This is a genomic window from Rhodanobacter sp. DHG33 (assembly GCF_014843005.1).
GTDB lineage: Bacteria > Pseudomonadota > Gammaproteobacteria > Xanthomonadales > Rhodanobacteraceae > Rhodanobacter_A.
The window spans coordinates 1-26,599 of the sequence record NZ_JACYXM010000002.1 but is presented as its reverse complement, the minus strand read 5'-3'; the positions used below and the strand labels follow the sequence as shown (position 1 = coordinate 26,599).

General features: G+C 66.5%; 24 protein-coding genes and 1 tRNA gene. 22 read left to right on the top strand and 3 right to left on the bottom strand.

Annotated features, from left to right (window positions below):
• The first annotated feature begins 78 nt into the window (after window positions 1–78).
• The 17 genes from IHE46_RS03050 to IHE46_RS02970 all read left to right on the top strand — a co-directional run bounded on the left by IHE46_RS03050 (window position 79) and on the right by IHE46_RS02970 (window position 18,857).
• Window positions 79–1,896: a 2OG-Fe(II) oxygenase family protein gene (locus tag IHE46_RS03050; protein WP_192163166.1), complete on the top strand. Its 1,818-nt coding sequence runs from the start codon at window positions 79–81 to the stop codon at window positions 1,894–1,896.
• A complete protein-coding gene (locus IHE46_RS03045) occupies window positions 1,893–4,160 on the top strand; it encodes a glycoside hydrolase family 65 protein (RefSeq protein WP_192163165.1) in 2,268 nt (755 codons plus the stop codon). Before IHE46_RS03050 ends, IHE46_RS03045 begins: the two co-directional genes overlap by 4 nt.
• Complete coding sequence (locus IHE46_RS03040; RefSeq protein WP_192163164.1) at window positions 4,157–5,806, top strand: trehalase family glycosidase; 1,650 nt, start codon at window positions 4,157–4,159, stop codon at window positions 5,804–5,806. Before IHE46_RS03045 ends, IHE46_RS03040 begins: the two co-directional genes overlap by 4 nt.
• Before the next feature lie 64 nt (window positions 5,807–5,870).
• On the top strand, window positions 5,871–6,947 hold the full coding sequence (locus IHE46_RS03035) for an alpha/beta hydrolase (RefSeq protein ID WP_192163163.1): 1,077 nt from the start codon (window positions 5,871–5,873) through the stop codon (window positions 6,945–6,947).
• A 75-nt stretch (window positions 6,948–7,022) separates the two neighbouring features.
• The gene (locus tag IHE46_RS03030; RefSeq protein ID WP_192163162.1) at window positions 7,023–8,426 is read left to right on the top strand and encodes a sigma-54 dependent transcriptional regulator; all 1,404 of its coding nucleotides are present in this window, start codon (window positions 7,023–7,025) and stop codon (window positions 8,424–8,426) included.
• 601 nt (window positions 8,427–9,027) lie between these two features.
• Window positions 9,028–10,437: an NAD(P)/FAD-dependent oxidoreductase gene (locus IHE46_RS03025; protein ID WP_192163161.1), complete on the top strand. Its 1,410-nt coding sequence runs from the start codon at window positions 9,028–9,030 to the stop codon at window positions 10,435–10,437.
• Window positions 10,430–10,837 (top strand): DUF3293 domain-containing protein, encoded by a 408-nt coding sequence (locus IHE46_RS03020; protein WP_192163160.1) that lies wholly within the window; start codon window positions 10,430–10,432, stop codon window positions 10,835–10,837. Before IHE46_RS03025 ends, IHE46_RS03020 begins: the two co-directional genes overlap by 8 nt.
• A gap of 63 nt (window positions 10,838–10,900) precedes the next feature.
• The gene (gene ccmA, locus IHE46_RS03015; protein WP_192163159.1) at window positions 10,901–11,536 is read left to right on the top strand and encodes a cytochrome c biogenesis heme-transporting ATPase CcmA; all 636 of its coding nucleotides are present in this window, start codon (window positions 10,901–10,903) and stop codon (window positions 11,534–11,536) included.
• Window positions 11,537–11,581: 45 nt separating this feature from the next.
• Window positions 11,582–12,265 (top strand): heme exporter protein CcmB, encoded by a 684-nt coding sequence (gene ccmB / locus IHE46_RS03010; RefSeq protein WP_192163158.1) that lies wholly within the window; start codon window positions 11,582–11,584, stop codon window positions 12,263–12,265.
• Between the two features lies 1 nt (window position 12,266).
• Window positions 12,267–13,025 carry a heme ABC transporter permease gene (locus tag IHE46_RS03005; protein WP_192163157.1) on the top strand — a complete coding sequence of 253 codons (759 nt, stop codon included), beginning with the start codon at window positions 12,267–12,269 and terminating at the stop codon, window positions 13,023–13,025.
• Window positions 13,022–13,225: a heme exporter protein CcmD gene (ccmD, locus tag IHE46_RS03000; RefSeq protein WP_192163156.1), complete on the top strand. Its 204-nt coding sequence runs from the start codon at window positions 13,022–13,024 to the stop codon at window positions 13,223–13,225. Before IHE46_RS03005 ends, ccmD begins: the two co-directional genes overlap by 4 nt.
• A 22-nt stretch (window positions 13,226–13,247) precedes the next feature.
• Window positions 13,248–13,715, top strand: coding sequence for a cytochrome c maturation protein CcmE (gene ccmE, locus IHE46_RS02995; RefSeq protein ID WP_192163735.1), 468 nt, complete (start codon window positions 13,248–13,250; stop codon window positions 13,713–13,715).
• Window positions 13,712–15,691, top strand: coding sequence for a heme lyase CcmF/NrfE family subunit (locus IHE46_RS02990; RefSeq protein WP_192163155.1), 1,980 nt, complete (start codon window positions 13,712–13,714; stop codon window positions 15,689–15,691). Before ccmE ends, IHE46_RS02990 begins: the two co-directional genes overlap by 4 nt.
• Window positions 15,688–16,230: a DsbE family thiol:disulfide interchange protein gene (locus IHE46_RS02985; RefSeq protein WP_192163154.1), complete on the top strand. Its 543-nt coding sequence runs from the start codon at window positions 15,688–15,690 to the stop codon at window positions 16,228–16,230. Before IHE46_RS02990 ends, IHE46_RS02985 begins: the two co-directional genes overlap by 4 nt.
• Entirely contained in the window at window positions 16,227–16,706 is a 480-nt protein-coding gene (locus IHE46_RS02980; RefSeq protein WP_192163153.1) for a cytochrome c-type biogenesis protein, read from the top strand. Before IHE46_RS02985 ends, IHE46_RS02980 begins: the two co-directional genes overlap by 4 nt.
• Window positions 16,703–17,743 carry a hypothetical protein gene (locus tag IHE46_RS02975; protein WP_192163152.1) on the top strand — a complete coding sequence of 347 codons (1,041 nt, stop codon included), beginning with the start codon at window positions 16,703–16,705 and terminating at the stop codon, window positions 17,741–17,743. The genes IHE46_RS02980 and IHE46_RS02975 overlap by 4 nt, the downstream gene beginning before the upstream one ends.
• Before the next feature lies 1 nt (window position 17,744).
• Complete coding sequence (locus IHE46_RS02970; RefSeq protein ID WP_192163151.1) at window positions 17,745–18,857, top strand: homoserine O-acetyltransferase; 1,113 nt, start codon at window positions 17,745–17,747, stop codon at window positions 18,855–18,857.
• Between the two features lie 10 nt (window positions 18,858–18,867).
• Here IHE46_RS02970 and IHE46_RS02965 read toward each other — a convergent pair whose 3' ends face one another.
• Window positions 18,868–20,358, bottom strand: coding sequence for an alkaline phosphatase family protein (locus tag IHE46_RS02965; RefSeq protein WP_192163150.1), 1,491 nt, complete (start codon window positions 20,356–20,358; stop codon window positions 18,868–18,870).
• A gap of 199 nt (window positions 20,359–20,557) precedes the next feature.
• Here IHE46_RS02965 and IHE46_RS02960 point away from each other — a divergent pair, with 199 nt between their 5' ends.
• Together IHE46_RS02960 and IHE46_RS02955 are read left to right on the top strand one after the other, a co-directional pair.
• Entirely contained in the window at window positions 20,558–21,139 is a 582-nt protein-coding gene (locus IHE46_RS02960; protein WP_192163734.1) for a cysteine dioxygenase family protein, read from the top strand.
• A 25-nt stretch (window positions 21,140–21,164) separates the two neighbouring features.
• A tRNA-Leu gene (locus IHE46_RS02955) sits at window positions 21,165–21,250 on the top strand.
• A gap of 490 nt (window positions 21,251–21,740) precedes the next feature.
• Here IHE46_RS02955 and IHE46_RS02950 read toward each other — a convergent pair.
• Window positions 21,741–22,040 (bottom strand): hypothetical protein, encoded by a 300-nt coding sequence (locus IHE46_RS02950; RefSeq protein ID WP_192163149.1) that lies wholly within the window; start codon window positions 22,038–22,040, stop codon window positions 21,741–21,743.
• A gap of 766 nt (window positions 22,041–22,806) precedes the next feature.
• Window positions 22,807–23,031: an MbtH family protein gene (locus tag IHE46_RS02945; RefSeq protein ID WP_192163148.1), complete on the bottom strand. Its 225-nt coding sequence runs from the start codon at window positions 23,029–23,031 to the stop codon at window positions 22,807–22,809.
• A gap of 103 nt (window positions 23,032–23,134) precedes the next feature.
• On the opposite strand from IHE46_RS02945, the gene IHE46_RS02940 reads away from it, so the two are divergent.
• From IHE46_RS02940 to IHE46_RS02930, 3 genes are all read left to right on the top strand, one after another.
• Window positions 23,135–24,268, top strand: coding sequence for an alpha-hydroxy-acid oxidizing protein (locus IHE46_RS02940; RefSeq protein WP_192163147.1), 1,134 nt, complete (start codon window positions 23,135–23,137; stop codon window positions 24,266–24,268).
• Window positions 24,269–24,573: 305 nt separating this feature from the next.
• Complete coding sequence (locus IHE46_RS02935; RefSeq protein ID WP_192163146.1) at window positions 24,574–25,128, top strand: VOC family protein; 555 nt, start codon at window positions 24,574–24,576, stop codon at window positions 25,126–25,128.
• A gap of 60 nt (window positions 25,129–25,188) precedes the next feature.
• Window positions 25,189–26,493 carry a PLP-dependent aminotransferase family protein gene (locus tag IHE46_RS02930; protein WP_225562776.1) on the top strand — a complete coding sequence of 435 codons (1,305 nt, stop codon included), beginning with the start codon at window positions 25,189–25,191 and terminating at the stop codon, window positions 26,491–26,493.
• The last annotated feature ends 106 nt before the right edge of the window (window positions 26,494–26,599 follow it).

Below are 26,599 nucleotides of genomic sequence, written 5' to 3'. Positions count from 1 at the left end.
CCCGCCAGTCTGTCATCCCTGCGCACGCCTGGATGGCGGCCAGAAAAACACACAGGAATGACGGGCCGAAACATCCTCATGGCCATAACCCCGCCCACGTTGCTCGAATCCATGCGCCAGGTCGGCGCATTGCTGCAGTCCGGCGATCTGCGCGGCGCGCACGAGCGACTGCAGGCCATCGTCGCGACCCAGCCGGACTGCGTTGAAGCATTGCGCCTGCTTGGCGCCCTGCGCCTCGGCCTGGGCGATGCGGACGGCGCCGAGGCGCTGCTGCGCCGCGCACTCGCGCTGGACCCGAACTGGGCGCCCACGCTCGCGACGCTGGGCGAGCTGCTGCTCAACGGCGGCCGCGAGGAGGAAGCCGAACCATTGCTGCGCCGCGCGGCCGCGAAGCTGCCGCAAGCCGCCCTGCTGCTGGCACGCCACTGCAACGACCGCCAGCGTCCGGCCGAGGCGTTGGCCATCGTCGAGCCGCTGTGCGCCACCGGCCGCGCACCGATCGAACTGGTCGCGCAGCATGTGAACGCACTCGCCGCCCTGGGTCGCCGCGACGATGCTGTCGCGTTCTACCAGCGCCTTGCCGACAGCGCGCCAGAAGAGTCCGTCGCAACCCACGCACTCGCCATCGCCCTGGGCGCCGCCGCCCGGCACCGCGACGCCGAACGCATCGCCGGCCTCGCGCTGGCGCGTGGGCACCGCGCCGCCGGCGTGCACTTCACGCATGCGCGCAGCCTGGTAGCGCTCGGCGAATTCGCACGTGCCGAAGCCGCGCTGCGCGACGGCCTGCTGCAGGAACCGCGCAACGTCGAGGCTCACGACCACTTGGCACGGCTGGTGTGGATGCGCACCGGCGACCTCGCGCAGTCCACCGCCCTGCTCGACAGTGCGCTGCAACGCTTTGCCGGCGACGAAGCCCTGCTCGCCGCCAAGGCCGCGGTGCTGCAGGGCGCTGGCGATGCGCGCGGCGCGCTGGCCTGCCTCGCCGGCGCAGCCGAACGGCCGCAGGCCCCGCCGGCTCTGCTGGTGCGCACGGGGCTCGCCGCCCTCGACGTCGATCCGGCCGCGGCGCGCGCCCTGGCCGAGCGCGCGCTGGCCCGGTCGCCCACGGCGGCGGCGCGCAGCCTGCTCGCCGCCGCCCTGCTCGGTACCGGCGAACCGGAGCGGGCGCTGGCCCAGTGCGAAGCACTGCTCGACGCGACGCCCGACGACCAGTACCTGATCGCGCTGCAGACCACCGCATGGCGGCTGCTCGGCGACGCGCGTCACGACGCGTATTGCGACTACGCGCAACTGGTGAAGCCCTACCGCCTGCAGACGCCAGATGGCTGGCCGGACCTCGATGCCTACCTTGCCGACCTGAAGCGCAGCCTGGAGCGCCTGCACGATCCGCAGGGCCATCCGCTGCTGTTCCAGTCGCTGCGCCACGGCACCGAGACCACCGAAGATCTGGCCCGCCACAACGACCCGGTGATCCAAGCGCTGTTCAAGGCGTTCGACGCTCCCATCCGCGACTACCTCGCGCACATCGGCCATGGCACCGACCCGCTGCGCCGGCGCAACCGCGGCACGTACCGCTACAACGGCAGCTGGTCGGTGCGGCTGCGCCGTGCCGGCTTCCACACCAGCCACGTGCACCCGCGCGGCTGGATCTCCTCGGCCTGCTACATCGACCTGCCCGACGGCATGGCCGAGGCGGACACGCCGGATGGCTGCCTCGCCTTCGGCGAACCCGGCATCGTCACGATGCCGCCGCTGCACACGCAGCATGTGGTGCGCCCCGCGCCCGGCATGCTGGTGCTGTTTCCGTCCTATGTCTGGCATGGCACGGTGCCGTTCCACAGCGAACGCGCGCGCCTCACGGTCGCCTTCGACGCCGTGCCCGGGATCTCCGCATGAAGCGCGCAGCCGTCGCCCTGTCCTTGCTCATGCTGGCGACGGCGCCCGTTCTCGCCGCGACCGACGCCAGTTTCGTGCTGCAGGCCAGCGCCGCGGACTGGGCCAGTTATTTCCCCGGGCAACTGGGCAACGGCTACGCCTCCACGTTGACCGCGCCGCGCGGCACCGAGAACACGCCGACCTATCTCGCCGCCTTCATGGATCGCACGCCCGGCGACATGGCGCGTCCCGCCATGGTGCCCGCCTGGAGCGGCATCGATTACCGCGCCGACGGCGGCACGTGGCTCAACGCCGCGCCACTGGACGCCGCGCATTTCCGGGGATACGCACAGACGCTGGACATGCACGACGGCACGCTGGCCACGCGCTACACCTATCGCGACCGCGAACGCAGCACCGATGTCGAGGTCCTCTCGCTGGTGAGCCAGGCATCGCCGCACCTCGCCGGCAGCCAGCTCACCCTCACGCCACGCTTCGATGGCCGCATCGAGCTGTCGTTCGCGCTGGATGCCTGGGCGCCACACCGGCCGCGCCTCGCCCTGGCCCGCATCACCGATGCGGAAATGCACCAGGAACTGGACAAGTACCACCTGAAGCTGGAGCCGGTGCCGCCGGCCACGCCGGATCGCGCCGCGCTGTGGTATCCCGGCACCACCGAAGTGCTGACCCATGACGGCGATGCCAAGCGGCTCGTGCTGTGGCTCGACGGCCGTGCCGCGAATGGCGCGACGATGGCGGAAGCCGTGGCCGTGTCGCTGCCGCAGGACATGCATCCCGCGTCGGCCCGCGTAATGCGCGACGGCCTCCGGCTCGCGCTCGACGTGGTGGTGGATGTGCGCAAGGGCCATCGCTACCGCTTCGCCAAGTTCGCCGCCATCTCGCGTGCGGACTGGGGTGGCGACGCGCAAGCCGATCTCGCGTTGGCCACACAGGCGCGCGAACAAGGCTTCGACGCGCTGCTGGGCGCGCAGCAGGAAGCCTGGCATGCGCTGTGGAAGTCCGACGTGGTGATCGACGGCGATCCCGCCGCGCAGCGCATCGTGCACGCGGACCTCTACTACCTGCTGTCCAACGTGACGCCCGACACCGCCTGGGGCACCGGCGCCTGCGGCATGACGCCGGGCTACGCCGGGCATGTGTTCTGGGACAGCGACACCTGGGTGTTTCCCGCCCTGCTCCTGCTGCATCCGGCGCGCGCGAAATCGCTGGTGGCGTTCCGCGCCCGCACGCTGCCGGCCGCCGAGGCGCGCGCCCGTGCCCGCGGCCTGCGGGGCGCGATGTATCCGTGGGAGGCCGATCCCGAGGACGGCAGTTCGCAGACACCGCACTCGGCCCAGGTGCTCGACGAGCGCGAGATCCACGTCAACGCGGACGTTGCGATCGCGCAGTGGCAGTACTGGCTCGCCAGTGGGGACAAGGCCTGGCTGGAACAGCAAGGCTGGCCGGTGATCCGCGCCGTCGCCGACTACTGGAGCAGCCGCGCCAGCTGGAACACGGCGAAACAACGCTGGGAAATCGAACACGTCACTTCGGTGGACGAGGACTACAGCGACGTGCCCAACGACACCTACACCAACGCCGCGGCACGCAAGGCGCTGCGTATCGCCACCGCGGCTGCCGCCGTGCTCGGCGAAACGCCCGACCCGCGCTGGGCCAAGATCGCGGACGGGCTCTACCTGCCGTTCTCCGATCGGGACGGGCACCACCTCGACTTCGATCCGTCGGTGCCGCACGACCGCGACACCTGGGGCGGCAGCTCGCTGCCCATGCTCGCGCTGCCCGCGCTGGATCTGCCCATGAGCGAGTCCGTGCGCCGCCTCGACTACGCCTACGCGCTGGGTCCCATCGAGCACTCGCGCCACGACCCGAACAGCATAGGGCTTGCTCCGCTGTCGATTGCCGCCGCCACTGCCGGCGACGACGCGGGTGCCGACATGTGGTTCGAACGCAACATCCAGGCACGCGTGGTGAAGCCGCCATTCGACGTGCGCACCGAGACCGCCCACAACAACACCGGCTATTTCCTCACCGCCAGCGCCGGCATGCTGCAGAACATCCTCTACGGCTTCACCGGCCTGCGCATCGAGCCGCAGGGCCTGGTGCCGGCCTATGCGCCGATGCTGCCGGCACGCTGGACTGCGCTGGTGCTGAAGAACATCCGTTTCCGCGACAAGCGCTACGACGTGACCGTGCAACGCCGGCCCGACGGCAAGACCGCCTTGTCGATGACCGCCATCCCGTCCACAAGGGACACCCCGCCATGAAACTCCGCACGCGCCTCGCCACCCTGCTGCTCGCGATGTCGTCCACGCCCCTGGCTTTCGCGGCCGCGCCCGACGCCGCGAAAACGCTGGACTACATCCACCATGCGTGGCCCACGCTCACGCGCCGGATGGACGACTGCTCCGCCTTCGGCAAGGGGCCGGGCGATACACAGCTCGCGATCTACCTGCCGCACCAGCTTCCGATGCCGGACGATCTTCCGCGCATCGCGAAGACCTGCCATGTGGAAGTACGCCGGCTGCCGCAGTCGATACACCAGCTCGGTGCATTCGATCCCGCCACGCTGCCCGTGCAGGGCCTGCTCTACCTGCCGCACCCCTACGTGGTGCCGGGCGGCTTCTTCAACGAGATGTACGGTTGGGACAGCTACTTCATCGAACTGGGCCTGCTGGCCGATCGCCATGAGGCGCTGGCGCGCGACATGGTCGACAACGCGCTGTTCGAGGTGCAGCACTACGGCGGCGTGCTCAACGCCAACCGCAGCTATTACCTCAGCCGTTCGCAGCCGCCCTTCCTCGGCGCGATGATGGCCGCCCTGCTGGCCGATCCCGCGGGTTTCCACGACGAGGCCGACAAGCGTGCCTGGCTGGCGCAGGCCTACCCGCTGGCGGTGCGCAACCACGACTTGTGGACGGGCGGGGAACATCGCGCCGGCGACACCGGCCTGTCGCGCTATTTCGACTACGGCCACGGTCCGGTGCTGGAAGCGCACGATGCCAGCTACTACCAGGGCGTGATCCGCTGGCTGCTGGCGCATCGTGCGCAAGATCCCGGCTACCTCCTCAAGGCATCGCAGCATCCCGACGCCGCAGAAGCCGAGCGGCTGAAGACCGCGAGCTGCGACATCGCGGCCTCCAAGGCCTGCGCGGATGCATGGGTGGACGGCTACCGGCTCACCGCCGACTACTACCTCGGCGATCGCGCGATGCGCGAGTCGGGTTTCGATACCGACTTCCACTTCGGCCCGTTCGCCGGCTCCACCCACCACTACGCATCGGTGGACCTCAACAGCCTGCTCTACCGCTACGAACGCGACCTGCACGACTTCGCCGCCGCGCTCGGCAAGACGGCCGCCGCCGCGCACTGGCAGCAGGCGGCGGCGGCACGCAAGGCGGCGATGGACAAGTATCTGTGGCAACCCGCGCAGGGCATGTACATGGACTACGACTTCGTCGCCGGCAAGCCTTCCACCGATCCCTACCTCACCATGTTCTACCCGTTGTGGGCCGGTGCCGCTTCCGCCGCACAGGCGCAGGCGCTGCACGGCAAGTTGCCGCTGTTCGAGCAGCGCGGCGGCCTCGCCATGAGCACGCGCGCCACCGGCGCGCAGTGGGACGCGCCATTCGGATGGGCACCGACGAACTGGCTCGCCACCAAAGGCCTGGAAGACTACGGCTTCGATACCGACGCGCGCCGCATCGCCGCGAAGTTCATGGCCACCGTGGATCGCGGCTTCGCCGACGACGGCACCATCCGCGAGAAATACAACATGGCGAGCGGCAATGCCGACGTGAAGGTCACCGCCGGCTACACGCAGAACGTGGTGGGTTTCGGCTGGACCAACGGCGTGTATCTCGAGCTGCACCGGCTGTCCGAAAGCGCACCCGCGAAAACCGCCACGCCATGACTTTCGATTGCCGCCTCCCCAGCCCATGACACGCGAAAACGCCATCGAAACGCGAGGAACCGCCATGCATCGCACACTGCTCTCCTGCCTGGTCCCGACGCTGCTGTTCTGCGGCGCACTGCTGGCTGCCACCGCCACGGCGCAGGACACCGCACCCGGGGTGCAAGCCGACGGAACCGTCACCGCATCGGCCGCCAGCGTGCCCTACTCGGCGTTCGCCTCGCCGCAGGCACGCGCCTTCTTTCCGGGCATGCTCGCCCACGGCGCCAAGGCGCCGCCGCTCGACGGTCCCATCGCCGCGAGCCGCGAGTTCTACGACAGCCAGAACAGCGAGCGAGCGAAGCTGATGGAAAAGCTCTACCCCGTGAAGCTCGCCCGCGACAGCATCGCCGGCGTCGGCGTCGACGTAGCGCTTCCGGCACAAGGCGTGTCACCGGAGAACCGCCATCGCGTCCTGCTCAACCTGCACGGCGGCGCGTTCCTGTGGGGCGCGCACAGCGGGGCGCTGGTCGAGGCCATTCCGGTCGCCAGCCTGGGCCGCATCGAAGTGATCGGCGTGGACTACCGGCAAGGTCCGGAATACACCTACCCCGCCGCCAGCGTGGACGTGGAGAAGGTCTACCGCGAACTGCTGAAGACCCACCAGCCCGGCGAGATCGGCATCTACGGCTGCTCGGCCGGCGGCATCCTCACCGGCGAAGCCGTGGCGCGCTTTATCAACGACAAACTGCCGGTACCGGGCGCGATCGGCATGTTCTGCGGCGCGCTGACCGACCTCGGCGGCGATTCGTCTTTCGTCGCGCCGCTGCTCAATGGGCAGGGCGTGCCCGCGCACCCACTCGGCATCGACGCGCTGCCCTACTTCCATGGCGCCAACCCGAAGGACCCGCTGGTGCAGCCCGGCCTGTCGCCCGCGCTGCTGGCGAAGTTCCCGCCTACGCTGCTGATCACCGGCACGCGCGACATGGCGATGAGCTCGGTCGTGCACAGCAACGAGCTGCTCCGCGAGGCCGGCGTACCCACCGAGCTGCGCGTGTGGGAAGGCATGTGGCACTCGTTCTTCTCCGATCCGCAGCTGCCCGAATCGAAGCAGGCCTATGCCGCCATCGTCGACTTCTTCGGGCACCGGCTGGCCCCCTGAGCGCGGGCCGAGCTTGCCCTCGGCGTCACCACGAGTATCCTCACCGGCAACGCCGCCATTGCCGAACTCTCTCCCATGAGCCAACAGACCGTTCTGGTCATCGACGACGAACGCGACATCCGCGAGCTGCTCACCATCACGCTGGGGCGGATGGATCTGCGGGTCGACGCCGTAGGCACGGTGGCCGAAGCGCGGCGCGCGCTGGGCGAACACACCTACGACCTGTGCTTCACCGACATGCGCCTGCCCGATGGCAGCGGCCACGAAATCCTCGAGCACATCGCCGCCAACCATCCCGAGATGCCGGTGGCGATGATCACCGCCTACGGCAACGTGGACGCCGCGGTGAACGCGCTGAAGGCCGGCGCCTTCGACTTCGTCTCCAAGCCGGTGGACATCCGCATGCTCCGGCAACTGGTGCGCACCGCGCTGCGGCTGGCCGAGGAAAAACGTAGCGGCAAGGCGGCGGCGAAAGCCGGCAACGCCGGCGACCGGCTGGTCGGCGACTCGACCGCCATGCAGCAGGTGCGCGCTACCATCGCCAAGCTCGCGCGCAACCAGGCGCCGGTGTACATCGCCGGCGAATCCGGCGTGGGCAAGGAACTGGTGGCCCGCCTCATCCACGAGCAGGGCCCGCGTGCGGCCGGCCCGTTCATCCCGGTGAACTGCGGCGCGATCCCTTCCGAACTGATGGAAAGCGAATTCTTCGGCCACAAGAAAGGCAGCTTCACCGGCGCGCACACCGACAAGGAAGGCCTGTTCCAGGCCGCACACGGCGGCACGCTGTTCCTCGACGAAGTGGCCGAACTGCCGCTGCACATGCAGGTGAAGCTGCTGCGCGCGATCCAGGAGAAGGCCGTGCGTCCGATCGGCGCGCGCGAGGAAGTGCCGGTGGACGTGCGCATCCTCTCCGCCACGCACAAGAACCTCGCCGCACTGGTCGAGCAGGGCCAGTTCCGCCAGGACCTGTTCTACCGCATCAACGTGATCGAGCTGCGCGTGCCGCCGCTGCGCGAACGCCGGGGCGACGTGGCGCTGCTGGCCGGCTTCATCCTGCAGGGTCTTGCACGCAAGGACGGCAGTAATCCACGCCAACTCCTGCCCGAGGCGAAGCAGGCCCTGGAGGGCTACGATTTCCCCGGCAACGTGCGCGAGCTGGAAAACATCCTCGAGCGCGCCACCGCCATGTGCGACGGCGACCTCATCGACGCCACCGACCTGATGCTGCCGCAACGCCTGCCGCGCACGGAACCCGCCCCCAACGGCGCCTCCGGCCAACCACCGGCGGCAGCCGCACCGCCTCCGCCGGCCAGCGCCACCAGCGACGGCGGCCTGGACGACTACATCAGCAACCTCGAGCGCGGCGCCATCATGAAGGCGCTGGAGGAATCGCGTTACAACAAGACCGCCGCAGCACGAAAGCTCGGCATCACCTTCCGCGCGCTGCGCTACAAGCTGAAGAAGCTCGGTATCGATTGAGGCGGTAGCTTTTCTCCAAGCGCCAGCGCCGTCGCAAGAAGCAACATGTCTCGAGCGCCAACCGACGCTCGGTTTCCATGTATGCAACCCCTCAGTTCCCAGATACGGCGCGGAGTGGCCGCGCGGTCCATCGCGTAGGCGGGAAGCATCCCAACCTCCTCGACACAGCCTGCTTGTAGTCCCGGCGGATCCCACCAGGCCATTTCTCTTGGTTACTTCTCTTGACTCCGGGCATCCTGCCCTCCGCCCTTCGGGCCAGCTTCGCTGTTCGCCACCGCTCCGGGCGGTGGCGTGGGCCAGCTAAAGAGAAGTGACTCGGGCGCCGGCAGGCGTCCGAAAGCCCGCTGCAGGCGAGCCAAGAGGCGAAAACGGAAGGTCGTCGCGAGCGCCCGCCCCTCACCCTAACCCTCTTCCCAGAGGGGAGAGGGGACTTACTCACGACAGGCGACCGCAACACCCCTGTGACGTGCAATAACGAAAGCAACTCCTCCCTTACGCAGCAGCACTGGAATGGGAGACATCCAACAAACTGCAATGCCCCGGGATTGCAGTCCCCCTCCACTTGCGGAACAGTGTCGCGATCCCTCCCGCGGAACGCCCCATGACGCAGCGTCCATCCATCACCCTGATCGGCGGCGGCCTGGTGGGCGCCCTGTTGGCGCGGCAGCTGGCGCGGCGCGGCTTTGCGGTGGAAGTGTTCGAGAAGCGGCCCAACCCGCGTCACGCGGGTTTCCTGGGCGGCCGCTCGATCAACCTCGCGCTGGCCGAGCGCGGCCTGCAGGCGCTGCGCACGGCGGAACTGGCCGATGAGGTTCTGCAGCATGCGGTGATGATGCGCGGCCGCATGGTGCATGCGCCGGACGGCACGCGCGGCCTGCAGCGCTACGGCGTGGACGACAGCGAGGTGATCTGGTCGGCGTCGCGCAGCGCGCTGAACATGCTGCTGCTGGATGCCGCCGAAGCTTCCGGCGTGCGCTTCCATTTCGGCCAGTCGCTGGTGGATGCGGATTTCACGCAAGGCCGCATTCGGCTGGCCGACGAAACGGGCACGACGCGCTGGCACGACGCCGGCCTGCTGATCGGCGCCGACGGTGCCGGCTCGGCGCTGCGCACGGCGATGAACGCGCATGCGCCGCTGGGCGAACGCATCGAGCCGCTGGGGCACGGCTACAAGGAGCTGGAGATCCCTTCCGCGGAAGCGCTGTCACCCGGTCTGCTGCACGCGTCCGGCGGCCAAGGCCAGTTCGCGATCGAACCGCACGCGCTGCACATCTGGCCGCGCGGCGGCTACATGTGTATCGCGCTGCCGAATGCCGAAGGCAGTTTCACGGTGACGCTGTTCCTTCCGGCGCATGGCGCCTATCCCAGTTTCGCCACGCTGCCCGATGTCGCGGCGGCGCGCGCTTTCTTCGCCGCCGATTTCCCCGACCTGCTGCCGCTGGTCCCACGCTTCGACGCGGACTTCGACGGACATCCGACGGGCACCCTGTCCACGCTCTATCTCGACCGCTGGCACCTCGAAGGCCGTGCCCTGCTGGTCGGCGACGCCGCGCATGCCATCGTGCCGTTCCACGGCCAGGGCATGAACTGCGGCTTCGAAGACACGGTGACGCTGACCGAGCTGCTTGCCGCCACGCCCGGCGACAGTGCCGGCGTGTTCGCCGAGTTCCAGCGCATCCGCCAGCCCAACGCCAACGCGATCGCCGCGATGGCGCTGGAGAACTACGTGGAGATGCGCGATTCGGTGGCCGACCCGCACTACCTCGCCAAGCGCGCCCTGGGCGCGAAACTGGCCGAGCGCGCACCGCAGCACTTCATGGCGCGCTATCGCATGGTCACCTTCACGCATCTGCCCTACAGCTATGCGCTGGAGCGCGGCCGCATGCAGGACGCGCTGCTGGAGGACATCCTGCGCGACACGCCGGACGCGGACGCCGTCGACCTCGACGCGGCGGCGCGCATGCTGCAAGCTCGGCTTTCGCCCTTGCCCGCGCAACTACGCCATGAATGAGTTCCTGCTCGAAGATTTCCGCAACACCACCTACCACGTGGTGCTCGACACGGTGCGCTGGGCAGCGATCCGCATCGACCTGCCGCTGCCGGCCGAACTGGCGGCCGTAGTCGGCGCACAGCCGTGGGGTTTCATCACCGCGTGGAATCCGCAGGCGCGCCGCCGCCCACAGGTGGAAAATCTCGCTGCGCAGCAGGCGCTGGTCGACGCCCTGGGCAAGCTACCCGGGGTCGCCGTCTATCCCGCCATCGGCGTGGGCCAGACCGGTTGGAGCGAGCCCAGCCTGTTCGTGATCGGCGCGGACCTGCCCACGCTGGACGCGCTGATGCGCGAACACGCGCAACTGTCCTACGTGCACGGCGAGGCCGATGGCCCCGCCGAATTGCGCATGCTGGGCTGATCGCAGCGCAGCGGCAGCCCGCCGCATGGACAAGCTCGCCGGGCATTGCGGAGAATGCGGCAGATGACCGCACCCGCCGCCGCCGCTCCCCTGCTCGAAGCACGACGCCTGGGCTTCCATCGCCAGGACGAGCCGGTGTTCGCACCGCTGGATTTCCGCCTGCACGCGGGCGAGCTGGCGCTGATCGAAGGCGACAACGGCAGCGGCAAGACCACCCTGCTGCGCCTGCTGGCCGGCCTGCTGCACGCGAGCGAAGGCGAGCTGCGCTGGCGCGGCGCGCCGTGGCAACGCGACACCTGTGCGCACGAGATCCTGTTCCTGGGCCATCAGCTGGGCCAGAAGCACGAGCTGAGCCCGCGCGAGAACCTCGGCTTCGCCATCGGCCTGCACGGATGCCGCGACGGCATCACTCCGCAGGCGGCGCTGGACGAGGTGGGGCTGGGCGGCTACGAGGACGAACCGGTGCGACGACTTTCCGCGGGCCAGAAGAAGCGCGCGGCGCTGGCTCGCCTGCTGCTGCAGCCGGCGGTGCTGTGGCTGCTGGACGAGCCCTACGCGAACCTCGACCGGCACGGCATCGCGCTGATCAACCGGCTGCTGGAGCGGCATGTTGCCGGCGGCGGCGCGGCCTTGGTCAGCAGCCACGGGGTCGTGGGGTTTCATGGCGGGGAGCCGCAGCGGATACGCATGCATGGGTAAGTCTTGCGAGGCGATGAGCGCCGTGGCATTGCGGAGGGTTACGCCATGAGCGCCCCGCTTGAGCACGCCTGCGCCGCGATGCTGCGGCGGGATCTCACGCTGGCCTGGCGCCGGCGCGGCGACATGGCGCTGCCGGTGTTGTACGCGGTAATCGTGGTGGTGCTGTTTCCGTTTGCGCTGGGGCCGGACCTCGCGTTGTTGCAGCGGATCGCCGGCGGGCTGGTGCTGGTGACGGTGCTGCTGGCGATGCTGCTGGCGCTGGACGGCATGTTCGCCAGCGACATCGAAGACGGCTCGCTGGAGCAGCTGGTGCTGGCGCCGCAGCCGCTGGCGCTGATGCTGGGGATGAAGATCCTCGCGCACTGGATCACCACCGCCCTGCCGCTGATCGTGATCGCGCCGCTGCTGGCCGGCATGCTGCACCTGCCCGCGGCGGCGATGCCGGCACTGCTGCTCGCCCTGCTGCTGGCGACCCCGCTGCTCAGCCTGCTCGGCGCGGTGCTGGTGGCGCTGACGGCCGGCACGCGGCGCTCTGGTATGCTGCTGGCACTGATGTTGCTGCCGCTGTGCGTGCCGGTGGTGATCTTCGCGGCAGGCGCGGTGGCAGCCGCCCAAGAGGGGCTCCCGTGGTTCGCTCCGGTCGCGTGGCTGGCCGCCGCACTCATCCTCGCCGTGGTGCTGGCGCCGCTGGCATGCGCGGCGGCCTTACGCATTGCGCTGGATTCGTGACATGGCGAAGTGGATTCCGCTCTGGTTGCACAAGCTCGGCTCGCCGCCGACGTTCTACCGTTTCGCCGGCGCGGTGCGGCCGTGGGCGATGGGGCTGGCGCTGCTGTTCGGCGTGATCGGCCTGTACGGCGGCCTGGTGCTGGCGCCGCCGGATTACCAGCAAGGCGACGCCTACCGGATCATCTTCATCCACGTGCCCAGCGCGTGGATGAGCATGTTCGTCTACGCGGTGATGGGCGTGTCCGGCTTCATCGCGCTGGTGTGGCGCATGAAGCTGGCCGAGGTGGTGGCGATGGAATCGGCGCCGATCGGCGCGGCCTTCGCCTTCATCACCCTGGCCACCGGCTCGCTGTGGGGCAAGCCGATGTGGGGCACGTGGTGGACGTGGGACGCGCGGCTCACCTCGGAACTGGTGCTGCTGTTCCTCTACCTCGGCGTGATCGGGCTGTACCACGCCTTCGAGGATCGCCGCCAGGGCGCGCGCGCCGCGAGCTTCCTCGCCATCATCGGCGTGATCAACGTGCCCATCGTGCATTACTCGGTGGTGTGGTGGAACACGCTGCACCAGGGCAGCACGGTGAACATCTTCGGCCACTCCAAGATGCCGTGGGACATGCTGTGGCCGCTGCTGGCGATGACGCTGGCCACCAAGTGCTACTACGCCGCCAGCCTGTGCCGGCGTGCGCGCACCGACATCCTTGCGTTGGAGTCCGGCAAGGACTGGGTGCGCGAGATCGCGCAGGCGGAGGCGGCCCGATGAGCGCGCTGTCGCACTTCTTCGCCATGGGTGGCTACGCCGGCTACGTATGGCCCGCTTATGCGGTGTTCTTCGCGGTGCTGATCGCCGACAGCGTGGCGCCGCGGCTGCGCCGCCGGCGCATCCTGCGCGATCTGCGCGGCCGGTTGGCGCGCCAGACTGCACGAGAACGCCGCTCGACTTCTTCCACGCCTGCGCCCTGACCCGCCGGAACACTGCATGCCGATGAACCCCACCCGCAAGCGCAGGCTCATCCTCGTGATCGCGATCGCGGTTGCCGCCGCGCTGGCGGTCAGCCTGGTGGTCTATGCGTTGCAGCAGAACATGAACTACCTGTTCACCCCGAGCCAGGTGCAGTCGGGACAGGCCACGCAGTACAGCACCTTCCGCCTCGGCGGCATGGTCAAGGCCGGCTCGATCCAGCGCAGCAAGGACTCGCTGCAGGTCACCTTCACCGTGGTCGATGCCGGCGGCGCGATGCCGGTGGAATATACCGGCATCCTGCCCGACCTGTTCCGCGACAACCAGTCGGTGATCGCCACCGGACACATGGACGGCGCGCGCTTCGTCGCCACCGAGGTGCTGGCCAAGCACGACGAGACTTACATGCCGAAGGAACTGAAGGATGCGATGGCCAAGGCGCATGCGGACGCGAAGGTGAAAGAAGCCGCCGCGCAGGACAAGAGCCCATGACGCCCGAACTCGGCCAGCTCGCGCTGGTGCTCGCCTTCCTGCTCGCCATCGCGCAGGGCGTGCTGCCGCTGGTCGGCGCATGGCGCGGCAACCGCGCGCTGATGGCGGTGGCGCGTCCGGCCGCCGCCGGCCAGGCGGTGTTCGTGGCGATGGCGTTCGGCATCCTGGTGTACGCCTTCCTGCATTTCGATTTCTCGGTGCAGTACGTGGCCGACAACTCCAACCTCGCGCTGCCCTGGTACTACCGCATCGCCGCGGTGTGGGGCGCGCACGAAGGCTCGCTGCTGCTGTGGATCCTGATCCTCAACCTGTGGACGGTGGCGCTGGCCGCGCTCAGCCATCGCCTGCCGGAGGCATTCGCCGCGCGCGTGATCGGCGTGATGGGCCTGATCGCCATCGGCTTCCTCGCCTTCATCCTGTTCACCTCCGATCCGTTCGTGCGCCTGCTGCCGATGCCCGCCGACGGCGGCGACCTCAATCCGGTGCTGCAGGATCCGGGCATGACCTTCCATCCGCCCGTGCTCTACATGGGCTACGTGGGTTTCTCGGTGGCCTTCGCGTTCTCCATCGCCGCCTTGCTGGGTGGCGAAGTCGAGCAGGCGTGGGTGCGCTGGGCGCGGCCGTGGACGAACGCGGCGTGGGGCTTCCTCACCTTAGGGATAGTGGCCGGCAGCTGGTGGGCCTATGCCGAGCTGGGCTGGGGCGGCTGGTGGTTCTGGGATCCGGTGGAGAACGCCAGCTTCATGCCGTGGCTGGTGGGCGCGGCGCTGATCCATGCGCAGGCGATCACCGAGAAGCGCGGCGGCCTGCGCGCGTGGACCCTGCTGCTGTCGATCTTCGCGTTCTCGCTGTCGTTGCTGGGCACCTTCCTGGTGCGCTCGGGCGTGCTCACTTCGGTGCACGCGTTCGCCTCCGACCCGCGCCGCGGCGTGTTCATCCTGATCTTCCTCACCATCGTGGTGGGCGGCTCGCTGCTGCTCTATGCGCTGCGCGCGCCCAAGGTGGCGGGCGGCAAGCCATTCAACGTCGTCTCGCGCGAAACGGCGCTGCTGATCGGCAACCTGCTGCTGGCCACGGCTTCCGCGATGGTGCTGCTGGGCACGCTGTTCCCGTTGATCGGCGACGCGCTGCACCTCGGCCGCATCTCGGTGGGGCCGCCCTATTTCGGCCTGCTGTTCCCGCTGCTGATGGCGCCGGTGGTGGCGCTGCTGCCGTTCGGTCCCTTCCTGCACTGGGGCAAGGCCGAAGGCGGCGTGCTGAAGCAGGTGGCGCTGCGCGCGGGCGTCGCCGCCGCGGCTTGCGCCATCGTGGCGGCGTTCTTCGTACAGGGACAGCTGCGGGCCATCGTCGGCGTGGCGTCGGCGGTGTGGATCGCGACGGGCGTGCTGCTTTATGCGCTGAAGCGCTGGCGCGAAGTGCCGAGCGGCCGGCGCTATCCCGCCGAGATGGCCGGCATGCTGCTGGCGCATCTGGGCGTGGGCGTGTTCGTGATCGGCGTGCTGCTGTCCGAATCGCTCAGCGTCACCCACGACGTGCGCCTCGCCCCGGGCCAGACCGAAAGCGTGGCCGGCTACGACTTCCGCTTCGACGGCGTGCACCGCACCGTGGGCCCGAACTGGCACGCCGACCAGGGCGTGGTCACCATGCTGCGCGACGGCGCGACGGTGACGACGATGCGCCCGCAGAAGCGCACCTACTCGCACGAGCAGATCCAGACCGAATCCGCCGTGGACGCCGGCGTGTTCCGCGACCTGTACGTGGCGCTGGGCGAGCCGATGGATGCGAATAACATCGAAGGTGCGTGGGCACTGCGGCTGTACTACAAGCCCTTCATACGCTGGATCTGGGGCGGCGGCCTGCTGATGATGCTGGGCGGCTTTGTCTGCGCCGGCGACCGCCGCTTCCGCATCAAGCGCATCGCCGCCGAGGCGGCCATGCCTGTCGCGACGGTTTCGGCGCGGGAGTCGGCGGCATGAAGCGCTTCGTGCCGCTGATCGTGTTCATGACGCTGGTAGGCCTGTTCGGCTTCGGCATCTGGTGGAACACCTGGCACGACGCGCGCTACGTGCCCTCGCCGCTAATCGACAAGCCCGCACCCGATTTCGCGCTGCCCAAGCTGGATGCGCCCGACCAGACCGTCACCAAGGCCAGCCTGCTCGGCAAGCCCTACCTGCTCAACGTGTTCGGCAGCTGGTGCGTGGCCTGCGCCGAGGAACATCCGGTGCTGATGACCGACGGCCGTCAGCTCGGCGTCGCGGTGGTCGGCTACGACTACAAGGATGCGCCCGACGACGCCAAGGCCTGGCTGCACGACCGCGGCAACCCCTACGACCTGGTGATCGCCGACCAACCCGGGCGCACCGCCATCGACTTCGGCGTATACGGCGCGCCCGAGAGTTTCCTGATCGATGCGAAGGGCGTGATCCGCTACAAGCACATCGGCCCGCTCACGCCCGAGGTGATCGCGCAGGAATTGCAGCCGGCGATAGCCGCCGTGAAGCGGGAGGCGCCATGAAGTCGCGCGCGCTCCTGCTCGCCGCGCTGCTCGCCTTCGCCGGCCATGCGCTTGCCGCCACCGGCGCGATCGAGCCGCTACCGTTCAAGGACCACGCGCAGGAGGTCCGCTTCCAGAACCTCACCCGGCAGCTGCGCTGCATGGTCTGCCAGAACGAGGATCTCGCCGACTCCAACGCCGACCTCGCGCGCGACCTGCGGCTGGAAGTGTTCCAGCTGATGCAGCAGGGCAAGACCGACGCGCAGATCAAGCAATACCTGGTGGATCGCTATTCCGACTTCGTGCTGTACGACCCGCCGCTGCAGCCCGGCACGTGGCTGCTGTGGTTCGGTCCGCTGGCGATCCTGCTGGCCGGCGGCCTGGTGGTGGTGGTGACGGTACGCCGGCGCCGCGTTGTCGCCGGCACGAACGAACGCAACATGGCCAACACGGAACGGGCCGGCACGGACCCGGCCGATGCGGGGGACGACTGGTGAAGCTCGCGTTCTATCTGGTCGCCGCCGCGATGCTCGCGGCGGCGCTGGCCCTGCTGCTGGTACCCCTGCTGCGTGCAGGCCGCCGCAACGGTCGTCCGCGCGGCGTGTTCGCGCTGGCGCTGGGCATCGCCCTGTTGCTGCCTCTAGGCACGCTCGCGCTGTACCTGCATGTCGGCACACCCGCGGCCCTCAACGGCGTAGCGGCCGCGCCGAAGCCGATGGACTTCCAGCAGGCGCTGACCGAACTGCACGACCATCTCCGGCAGCAGCCGAACGACGCACAAGGCTGGGCGTTGCTGGCCGAAGCCACCACTGCACTCAAGCAGCCCGCGGACGCACGCGACGCCTGGGACCACGTGCTGAAGATCACGCCGAACGACGTGGCCGCCATGGTGGGCTGGGCCGAAACCGATTCGATGGCGCGCGAGGATCACCAGATCGACGGTCGCGCCCTCGACCTGCTGCATCGCGCGCTGGAACTGCAGCCGGACAGCCAGCGCGCACTGTGGCTGCTCGGCATCAGCCAGTTCCAGCACGCGCAGTACGCGGATGCCTCCGCCACGTGGCGCAAGCTGCAGCCCTTGCTGGAACCCGGCTCGACGGTGGCCAAGGCCGTGGCGGAACAGATCGCGAACGCCGACGCCCGCGCCGGCGTCCAACCCTCCGCCGAGCCCACGGCCGCCGCCAGCACCGGTGCCGTGCTGACGGTGCAGGTGAACCTCGCCCCTGCGCTCAAGGACAAGCTGCGGGCCGGCGACCAGCTCTACGTGTTCGCCCGCGCCGTAAGCGGTCCGCCGATGCCGCTGGCCGTAGCCAAGCTCGCCGCCGATGCGCTGCCGGCCACGGTCACGCTCAGCGACGCGATGGCGATGACGCCCGAGCTGAAGCTTTCCTCGGTGGCGCGCGTGATCGTGGCGGCGCGCATCAGCCACGACGGCCAGCCCATCGCCCGGCCGGGCGACCTCGAAGGCAGTGCCGGCGTCGTGGACACCGACCGCAAGACACCCATCGCCATCACCATCGACAAGGTCCATTGAGATGGCCGACGCACGCCGCTACTGCAAGCTGCCCTCGCCGTTCGCCATGAAGCGCGGCGGCGCGCTGCACGGCGCACGCGTGGCCTACGAGACCTGGGGCACGCTCAACGCCGCGCGCGACAACGCCGTCCTCGTGCTCACCGGCCTCTCGCCCAGCGCACACATGATGTCCAGCGCGGAAGATCCCGCGCCGGGCTGGTGGGAAGAGATGGCCGGCCCCGGCAAGGCCATCGACTCCGACCGCTGGTTCGTGATCTGCGTGAACTCGCTGGGCAGCGACAAGGGCTCCACCTGCCCCGCTTCGACCAACCCCGCCACCGGCGAAGCCTACCGGCTGGACTTCCCCGAACTCTCGCTGGAAGACGTGGCCAATGCGGCGCGCGAAGTGGTGCGCGAGCTTGGTATCGAACGCCTCGCCTGCCTGATCGGCTGCTCGATGGGTGGCATGGCTGCGCTCGGCTACATGCTGCTGCACCCCGACACGGTGCGCGCCCACGTCAGCGTGGACACCGCGCCGCAGGCGCAGCCCTTCGCCATCGCCATCCGCTCGCTGCAGCGCGAGGCGATCCGGCTCGATCCCAACTGGGCCAACGGCGGATACGACATTCACGGCGACGGCGAACGCTATCCCGACATGGGCATGAGCATCGCGCGCAAGCTGGGCGTCATCACCTACCGCTCGGCGATGGAGTGGAACGGCCGCTTCGCGCGCATCCGCCTCGACTCCGAGCAGCGCGAAGAGCAGCCCTTCGGCTTCGAATTCCAGGTGGAGTCCTACCTGGAAGGCCACGCCCGCCGCTTCGTGCGCAGCTTCGACCCCAACAGCTACCTCTACCTGTCGCGCGCCAGCGACTGGTTCGACACCGCCGAATACGGCGGCGGCAACGTGATGGAAGGTCTCAGGCGCATCCGCGTCGAACGCGCCCTGGTGATCGGCGTCAGCACCGACATCCTGTTCCCGCTGGAACAGCAAGAGCAGATCGCCGACGGCCTGAGTGCCGCCGGAGCCGCCGTGGATTTCGTGGCGCTGGATTCGCCGCAGGGCCACGACGCCTTCCTGGTCGACATCGAGAACTACAGCCGCGCCATCGGCGGCTTCCTGGCGAAGCTCTGAATCCGGGCGCTCAGCGCCCTCGCTGCGCCTTCCACGCGGTCACGCGCTGGCGGATGTACGTCTTGTAGTCGTCCTCGGTATGCAGCGACGTGCGATGCGGCTTGGCCGCAGCGACCGGCAACGCCGCCGCGAGATCGGCATACACCTCCTGCAGATGCGAAGGCTTGCCGGCGGCAGGGTTCGCTCCCGTGGACACAGGCACCACGACTCCGGCGAGCGGATCGTCCGTGCGTGCTGCGGTCAGCGTGAGCACGCCACCGACATCCGACGCCGCCGCGTCGCGCGCGGTCAGCGCAGCCAGACCCCAGCGCTGCTCGACCGTCTTGAGAATCGACGTGTGGTCGAACGGCATCGCACCCGCCGGCGTGCGGAACACCGTGCCCGGTGCGATCCACGGCGAGATCAGCAGTGTGGGCACACGCGGCCCGAAGCGCTTGAAGTCGAAACCGAACTCGCCGGCCGTGACATCCGGCGGCACGGCATTGGTCGGCGGCGGTACGTGGTCGTAGCAGCCGCCGTGCTCGTCGTAGGTGACGATCAGCAGCGTCTCGTTCCAGTTCGGCCCGTTGCGCAGCGCGTAGTAGACGTCGTGGATCAGCTGCTCGCCCAGCGCCACGTCGTAGTTCGGATGCTGGCTGTTGCCGCTCGATCCCCAGCTGGGTTCGAGGAAGGTGTACGCGGCGAGCTGGCCCTGCTTCGCGGCGGCCTGGAAATCGGCGAACTGCCCGAAGTGCGTATCCGGCGCGCTCGCCGTGTCGCTGAAAGTCAGCCGGGTCAGCGGGTCGGCATCGTAGCCGTAGATCATCCAGTCGACGTCGTGCTGCGTGAGCAGGCTGTAGATCGTCGGTGCGGTGAACGACTTGGTCTTGTCGTCCATATGGCCCTGCGAAGTCGCCGTATGGACGAAGGCGCGGTTGGGTAGCGTCTCGGTGGGCACCGAGCCGAACCACTGGTCGCACACCGCAAAGCCGCGGGCCAGCGCCGACAGCACCGGCAGGCTCGTGGGCGTGTGCATCGCCATGATGTCGGTGGCGACGGTGCCGGCGAGGACAGCCTGCTTTTCCTTGGCCTCCCAGGTCAGCGTGGCGGCAAAGTTGTCGATGAAGCCCGCGTTGGTCGCTACCGGCGGCACGGGCGCCGTATTGCTGCCGAACAACTGCGCGTTCGTCGCCGCGTAGCCCTCGCCGGGATCGGCGCCGGGCAGGAAATAGGTGTTCGCGGCCCCCACCTGGATCCGCGATACGGCCACGCTGGCACCGTTCGCGCCATCGGGATTCGATTCCTTGCCGGTCAGGCCCTCGAAGGGCTGGCCGGCAGGCGATACGTTGCCCGCATCTGCGTACAGAAAACCCAGCATGTGGTCGAAGGAGCGGTTCTCCAGCATCAGCACGACGATATGGCCGATCGCGGCGAGCCCGCCCGCGGCCGACTTTGGTGTGCCCGATGGCCGATGGCCGGCCGTTTTTTTGCCGCCGTTCCCGCCTTTCGCATGCGTGCTCATGACCGTCGCCTCGAAGCCGTGTTTTCGTCACGCATGGCTGCGCCCCGATTGACCACGATACAAGCGCGTCGCGACATTCCCGTGTCCGTTCCTGAACGGCACGGCACGGCACGGCCGGGGGCATCCTCATGACCATTCGTCATTACCGACCATCGAATCTATAATGACCAAACCGTTTCACGCCAAGCGTGGAGTCACCATGCTCACCACCGAATTTCCAGGCTGTCGCCAACTGATCGACGCCATCGACACTGCCGTCGGCCAGGGCAGCACGCCCGCGATCACCGACAGCCTGCGCAACAGCCTCTGCAGGCTGATCCGCGGCAACCAGATCCAGCTGCCCGAATGCGTGCTGGAAACCGCCGAAGGCCGCTACGCGCGCCGCGAGCTGTACCGCAGCGACGACCTCGGCTACTGCGTGGTGGCGATGACCTGGGGCCCCGGCCAGGGCACGCCGATCCACGACCACGCCGGCATGTGGTGCGTGGAAGGCGTATGGCGCGGCGCGCTGGACGTGGTGCAGTACGAGCGCATGGACGACGCCGACGGCCACTGCCGCTTCCAGCCGGTGGGCTCGGTGCAGGCCGGCCCCGGCTCCGCCGGCAGCCTGATTCCGCCGCACGAGTACCACACCATCCGCAATCCCAGCGACCACGACATCGCGGTCAGCCTGCACATCTATTCCGGCAACATGACGCACTGCGCCGTGTTCCAGCCGCTGGCCGGCAATGGCGGCTACGAGCGCTGCGAGCGGCAGCTGGGCCTCGACCCGGTGCACTGATCCCGGCATAATGCGCAGCTCACATGCCGGTGTGGCGGAATGGTAGACGCGGCGGACTCAAAATCCGCTTCTGGCGACAGAGTGGAGGTTCGAGTCCTCTCACCGGTACCACTTGGTAATCAAAGAGTTACGAATGCATAAGCCACCACTTGGCGGCTTTCATTGTCGTTCCACAATTCCGATACAGGCACGTGCATCCGCGCTCACGATTCATGACGAACATGCAAGACAGCCGTGATCGCCTCCGAGTCATATAGCTCTTCTTCCACCGCCGAATCAGAGATGGATGCGCAGCATCCACTCCAGGTCGACCATGCGGCGATCGCCGGCACCGAGCTCTGAGTCTTTCGGGGAGTACTGCGCAATCACCGCATACAACTCCACCCACGGCACTACCTAATCCCTCTTTGCCAGAAATACGTCGCGTCGAGTCGATTTGCGGTACCTCTTGAAACCAGCGTCGCGTTGCATCAACAGACTCATCTGCTTAAGGGTCATCACGCCCCCTTCCTCTTCAAGTTCATACTTCGACTGCAGGGCAAAATCAGAGTTTCCCTAGGTGTCCAGCCCCTTCTGATTGTTTAGTTTTCTGACAAAGAGATCATGGTGTTCCCATCGCCATTGCGCCATAACTTGCCGAGGCATTTGGTATCCAAACGCACATGCGGCAAATGGTCGTTGTAGAGCTTTGCGTAGCGTTCCAGGGGGCTAGGGCATCGCTGATGCGACCGTTGAAGCACTCGACTATGCCGTTGGCCTGCAGATGGTGCGACTTGATGAGTCGGTGTTCGATGGCTAGCAAGGCGCACTCGCTGTCGAAGGTATGGTGCCCGGTCGGCTGCTTACCCTTGGCGGTAAAGCGGCCGGTGAAATTGCTGTCGTTGTCGGTGAGGACTTTCATGATCCTCATAGGCACAGCGGCACACAGGCAGCACAGGCAGCACAGGAAGTCGGCACTACCGGCTTGCGCTGATTGCCATAATAGATTCGTAGGTAGACCTAGCGCGTGGCGTGGCCGGTTGCGACGAAAAGGTAGCGAAGCCGGGCGCGCAACCCTTCAAGGCCTGGGTGCATCGGCCCCATCCTTGTCCTCTGCCGGATAGCGATTCAGACCGTGGCGCGCCAAGCAACGCATCAGGCCGGGGCGGGAGGCTCTGGGATTCAGGAATTCACGCACCGCCACCCACAAGTCGTCCATCGGCAACACTTAGGATGCAACGTATTCCATCGCCCCCTCCTGGGGCGGCGTGAACGTACAGTGCGGCGTCTTTGGGCGATGCGAATGGTCCAAGGCGGGATCGCGTTGCTCCACTTACGCACCTGGGCAGCATCAGACCATACTGGCTGGCGAACCAGTTCGGCGCCAGTCAGCCGGATTAGCGGTATGTAGCGCGGCGTAATGCGTGCAAGCGGTTAGAGCGAGCAGCACGGACAGCTTACGAATGATTGGTACAGTTGCTTCATCGCATCATGAGCCACGCCCAAGCGCCAAACTCGTCGCGAGATAGAATCATACGGAACCAAACAACTGTTGAGAAACGCCCGTTCGCATGCTCCGCGATAGCACGAGTTAATCTCAAACCGACGGTGGTGATGCCTCATGCCGTCTGTCAGTCACACATCTCTTCACGTCGACGAGTGGTTCTACCATTCGCCGATGCCGCTCATCAGCAGACCGCTTCGTGGCATTCCAGCGCCTTAACTACACTGAGTGGACGTATGTCAATCCACTCCCGCTCTATGTACTCTAGGCATGCTTTGCGACTATCAGGACCGTTACGAATCTTCCATCCTGCGGGCACTTCGGCGAAGGACGGCCACAGGGAATACTGACCCTCGCCATTTACGAGCGCAAGGAACTGCGACTGAACCTCTTCGATTGATTGGACCATGCGCCATGCTCCGAGTATCTAGGGAATGCTCTGACAGCTTCGATGAGCAAAATCTCATTAGTTAATCATGATGCGTCGACTGGCCAAAGGGAAGTTGGATGTGATGAAGCCGTTGATCAATGTGGATGATTACCGGGAGGCAGCGCGCAGGCGTATTCCTCAGTTCGTTTTCGACTATCTTGAGGGAGGCGCCGAAGAGGAACGCGGCCTGCGCCACAACCGTGAGGCGCTTGCACGGATCCGCTTCAAGCCGAGGCGGCTGCGTGACGTGGCTCGGCGCGACAGTTCGCGCGGGCTATTCGGCAAGCGCCTCCCCGTACCTTTCGTCGTTGCCCCGACGGGCCTTAATGGTTTGTTGTGGCCTCGCGGCGATCTGGTGCTCGCCAAGGCAGCGGCGAGGAACGGCATTCCTTTTATTCTTTCTACCGCATCCAGCTCGAGCATCGAAGAGGTCGCGCGCGCTAGTGACGGGGATCACTGGTTCCAGCTGTACATCATCCATCGCCACCTAGCTGAACAGCTGGTTCGGCGCGCGCGCGCCGCAGATTACACAACCCTCGTGCTCACCGTCGACGTAGTCAAGAACGGCATACGTGAGCGGGACTTGCGCAACCGTTTCGGCCTTCCCCTACGAATAACACCCGCCATGCTATGGGACGGACTCACGCATCCCCGCTGGGGCACTGCACTGCTTCGCCATGGAGCCCCCAAACTGGCGAACTTCTTGCATATCGAGCCGGAGAATGCGGAAGTCCAAGCAGCCCTGCTTAACCGCAGCATGGACGCCACCTTCGACTGGAGTGGACTAACATGGCTGCGCGATCTCTGGCCGCACCGCCTGATAGTGAAAGGTATCCTAACCGCCGAGGACGCCATGGCCTGCATCCGATTGGGGGCGGACGGCGTCGTGCTCTCCAACCACGGTGGTCGCCAACTCGACGATTGCATCGCCCCCATCGAGGCTCTATCAGACGTGCGGAATTCCGTGCCCACACCGATCTTGATCGACAGTGGCTTCCGGCGCGGCTCGGACATTGTCAAGGCGCTTGCCTTAGGCGCCGACGCTGTAATGCTAGGCCGAGCGCTTCTGTACGGACTGGCAGCCAGGGGCGAGGCTGGCATCGATGGCGTCATTGCCCTGCTGCGCTGGCAGCTCGACACTACACTTGCACAAATCGGGTGCGCCTCGCTTGACGAGGTCTGCATGGACCACATAATGGTAGGTGTGCCCGCATGATGCCCACCCTTCGCCTAACTACCGCGCTATTCTGCAGCCAAGTGACGGCGTGGCACCAATGTCGGAAACTTCGAATGAAGCTTGGTGCCTGATCTTGAAGAATCGGCCTAGGCCGTTCCCACTACCGCCCCGATGGAACATATTTTTGTAAGCATCTCACGATCCAGAACCAATCGCTTATGGAGATGATGAAGCCCAGTGTTAATTGCGGTCCTCATGGAATTTCCTGCGTCACCTAAGTTTTGCTAGAGCTGAAGATTCTGCATCTTTACTCGGTTAACCAACCGATCACATGGAGTAGAGCTATGGAACGTGATGACATCGTTACGAATAACACCGCACTATCCATCGCTCCTTCCGATTCGGCTACCACCTCCTTTGCTGAAGCTCCGTACAAACGCATCGACCATATTGCGCTGGCGGTGCACAATCTCGAAAGTGCTATCCACCTATTCGAGAAAATCCTAGGCTTCGAACTGAAAGGGCGAAGGCATATCCGTGGCGCTCACACCGGCATGATTTCGGCGGAAATGGAAATTAACGGTATACGCTTCGTACTCTGTCAGGGCACCGAGCCGCAATCGCAGGTTGCTCAACTCATTGAGAATTTCGGGGCCGGTGTCGCGCACATCGCACTCGAGGTCGACGATGTAGAGAAAACAGTCAGCGCGTTGCGCGGCCGAGGCATGCAGTTCGACACCAAGGTCATCCGCGGCCCCGGGCTCACTCAGTCCTTTACCACGCGTTGCGGTAACACCGGCCTCAGTTTCGAGTTGATCAAGCGCGAGGGGGAAGAGGGCTTTCTCGAAAGCAACGTGCAAGCGCTGTTCGACCAGCTCGAACAGGGCGACAAATACTGATGTCTTGTACTGATGCCTTGGAGTGAGGTGCAGTCACTTTGAAGAGGCAAGACGAAGTAATTGGAGATTGCCGTGGGATTCACAGGAGGAATGATGGCGGGCACTGGCAATGTTTCCGTAATGAATTTCCTTAATGAGGTTGCCGAAAATTATCCGGCGGCGATTTCGCTAGCTGCGGGACGCCCCGGAAAGCAGCTATTCGAAAGTATCGACGCGGAATCAGTCAGTCGCTGGATGACGACTTTCAGCCGTCAGGCACCCGTTAGCAATTTGTGGCAGTACGGGCGCACGGCGGGCATCATCCACGAACTCATTGCTCGGCAGATAAGCCGGGATGACGGTGTCCCCACAGCGGGGGATCGCACGGTCGTGACCACCGGGTGCCAAGAGGCACTCACATTATGCCTACCTCAGCTATGCCCCGAGATGGGCGATGTAGTGCTCGTACGTAATCCTACGTATATTGGCATTACGGGGGCAGCAGCGGCGACTGCGGTCGAGGTGCACGCGCTGGACAACACCATCGTCGGCATCGAGGCCCAGATCGAGAAGGCCATAGAGCAGCTGGCCACGGAGAAAAGGCGCGCGCGCGCGATCTACCTCGTCCCTGATTTCGACAATCCCACTGGGGAAGTTCTGTCGCTGGAAGAACGCAAGACCATTCTTACCGCATGCGCGCGCCATCACCTCGTCGTGCTGGAGGACAACCCCTATGGAATGTACCGCTACGAAGGCGACATCATTCCACCGATGGCCAAGCTCGACGAAGTCGGCTGCGTCATCTATCTTTCAACCTATTCGAAAACCATCGCACCTGCGGTGCGTATCGGGGCTGCAACGCTACCCGAGACGCTATTCGGCAATCGCACTATGCGCATTGCGCTGTTCGACGCAATTGTGGAGCGCAAGAGCTTTGTTACGGTCAACACCAGTCCGCTATGCCAGGCAATGGTCGGTGGCCTGTTGATGGAGCGCGACTGCAGCCTACGTGATTGGCTGCGTCCCGCAGTGGACGCATGTCGGCGCAATCGCGATGCAATGCTCGCGCAACTGGCCAAGTGCTTCCCCGCCAATGGGGTACCCGTCTGCTGGAACCATCCCAAAGGGGGCTTTTTCCTGTGCCTCGACGTGCCGCTACGTTTCGATGCTCAAGCCGTCACCGAGTGCGCTACCCAGGAAGGTGTCATCGTGATGCCCATGGCCTTCTTCTCGTTCGATGCCACACAGGATCACCGCATAAGACTTGCATTCAGCGCCACGGAACCGGAGCGCATCCATGCTGGCATCATGGCCCTCTCTCGTTTTATCGGGCGCCGCTGTGGTTTTACGGGGCAAGCCCATATGCGCCTGCAGTCTCCATCCTAGGGAAGCAACATAGCCACCGCGGGGAGCGGTGTAAGGAGTGCTGGAAAGATACGGCGCGTCGGACATTCGAGGAACAGCATGAAGCAGAGCCATATCGAACGTTACC

Bases quoted from the DNA above. Each gene is read 5' to 3' on its own strand.
- IHE46_RS03050 (WP_192163166.1), top strand. From the start codon at position 79: ATGGCCATAACCCCGCCCACGTTGCTCGAATCCATGCGCCAGGTCGGC.
- IHE46_RS03045 (WP_192163165.1), top strand. From the start codon at position 1,893: ATGAAGCGCGCAGCCGTCGCCCTGTCCTTGCTCATGCTGGCGACGGCG.
- IHE46_RS03040 (WP_192163164.1), top strand. From the start codon at position 4,157: ATGAAACTCCGCACGCGCCTCGCCACCCTGCTGCTCGCGATGTCGTCC.
- IHE46_RS03035 (WP_192163163.1), top strand. From the start codon at position 5,871: ATGCATCGCACACTGCTCTCCTGCCTGGTCCCGACGCTGCTGTTCTGC.
- IHE46_RS03030 (WP_192163162.1), top strand. From the start codon at position 7,023: ATGAGCCAACAGACCGTTCTGGTCATCGACGACGAACGCGACATCCGC.
- IHE46_RS03025 (WP_192163161.1), top strand. From the start codon at position 9,028: ATGACGCAGCGTCCATCCATCACCCTGATCGGCGGCGGCCTGGTGGGC.
- IHE46_RS03020 (WP_192163160.1), top strand. From the start codon at position 10,430: ATGAATGAGTTCCTGCTCGAAGATTTCCGCAACACCACCTACCACGTG.
- ccmA (WP_192163159.1), top strand. From the start codon at position 10,901: ATGACCGCACCCGCCGCCGCCGCTCCCCTGCTCGAAGCACGACGCCTG.
- ccmB (WP_192163158.1), top strand. From the start codon at position 11,582: ATGAGCGCCCCGCTTGAGCACGCCTGCGCCGCGATGCTGCGGCGGGAT.
- IHE46_RS03005 (WP_192163157.1), top strand. From the start codon at position 12,267: ATGGCGAAGTGGATTCCGCTCTGGTTGCACAAGCTCGGCTCGCCGCCG.
- ccmD (WP_192163156.1), top strand. From the start codon at position 13,022: ATGAGCGCGCTGTCGCACTTCTTCGCCATGGGTGGCTACGCCGGCTAC.
- ccmE (WP_192163735.1), top strand. From the start codon at position 13,248: ATGAACCCCACCCGCAAGCGCAGGCTCATCCTCGTGATCGCGATCGCG.
- IHE46_RS02990 (WP_192163155.1), top strand. From the start codon at position 13,712: ATGACGCCCGAACTCGGCCAGCTCGCGCTGGTGCTCGCCTTCCTGCTC.
- IHE46_RS02985 (WP_192163154.1), top strand. From the start codon at position 15,688: ATGAAGCGCTTCGTGCCGCTGATCGTGTTCATGACGCTGGTAGGCCTG.
- IHE46_RS02980 (WP_192163153.1), top strand. From the start codon at position 16,227: ATGAAGTCGCGCGCGCTCCTGCTCGCCGCGCTGCTCGCCTTCGCCGGC.
- IHE46_RS02970 (WP_192163151.1), top strand. From the start codon at position 17,745: ATGGCCGACGCACGCCGCTACTGCAAGCTGCCCTCGCCGTTCGCCATG.
- IHE46_RS02965 (WP_192163150.1), bottom strand. From the start codon at position 20,358: ATGAGCACGCATGCGAAAGGCGGGAACGGCGGCAAAAAAACGGCCGGC.
- IHE46_RS02960 (WP_192163734.1), top strand. From the start codon at position 20,558: ATGCTCACCACCGAATTTCCAGGCTGTCGCCAACTGATCGACGCCATC.
- IHE46_RS02950 (WP_192163149.1), bottom strand. From the start codon at position 22,040: ATGAAAGTCCTCACCGACAACGACAGCAATTTCACCGGCCGCTTTACC.
- IHE46_RS02945 (WP_192163148.1), bottom strand. From the start codon at position 23,031: ATGGTCCAATCAATCGAAGAGGTTCAGTCGCAGTTCCTTGCGCTCGTA.
- IHE46_RS02940 (WP_192163147.1), top strand. From the start codon at position 23,135: ATGAAGCCGTTGATCAATGTGGATGATTACCGGGAGGCAGCGCGCAGG.
- IHE46_RS02935 (WP_192163146.1), top strand. From the start codon at position 24,574: ATGGAACGTGATGACATCGTTACGAATAACACCGCACTATCCATCGCT.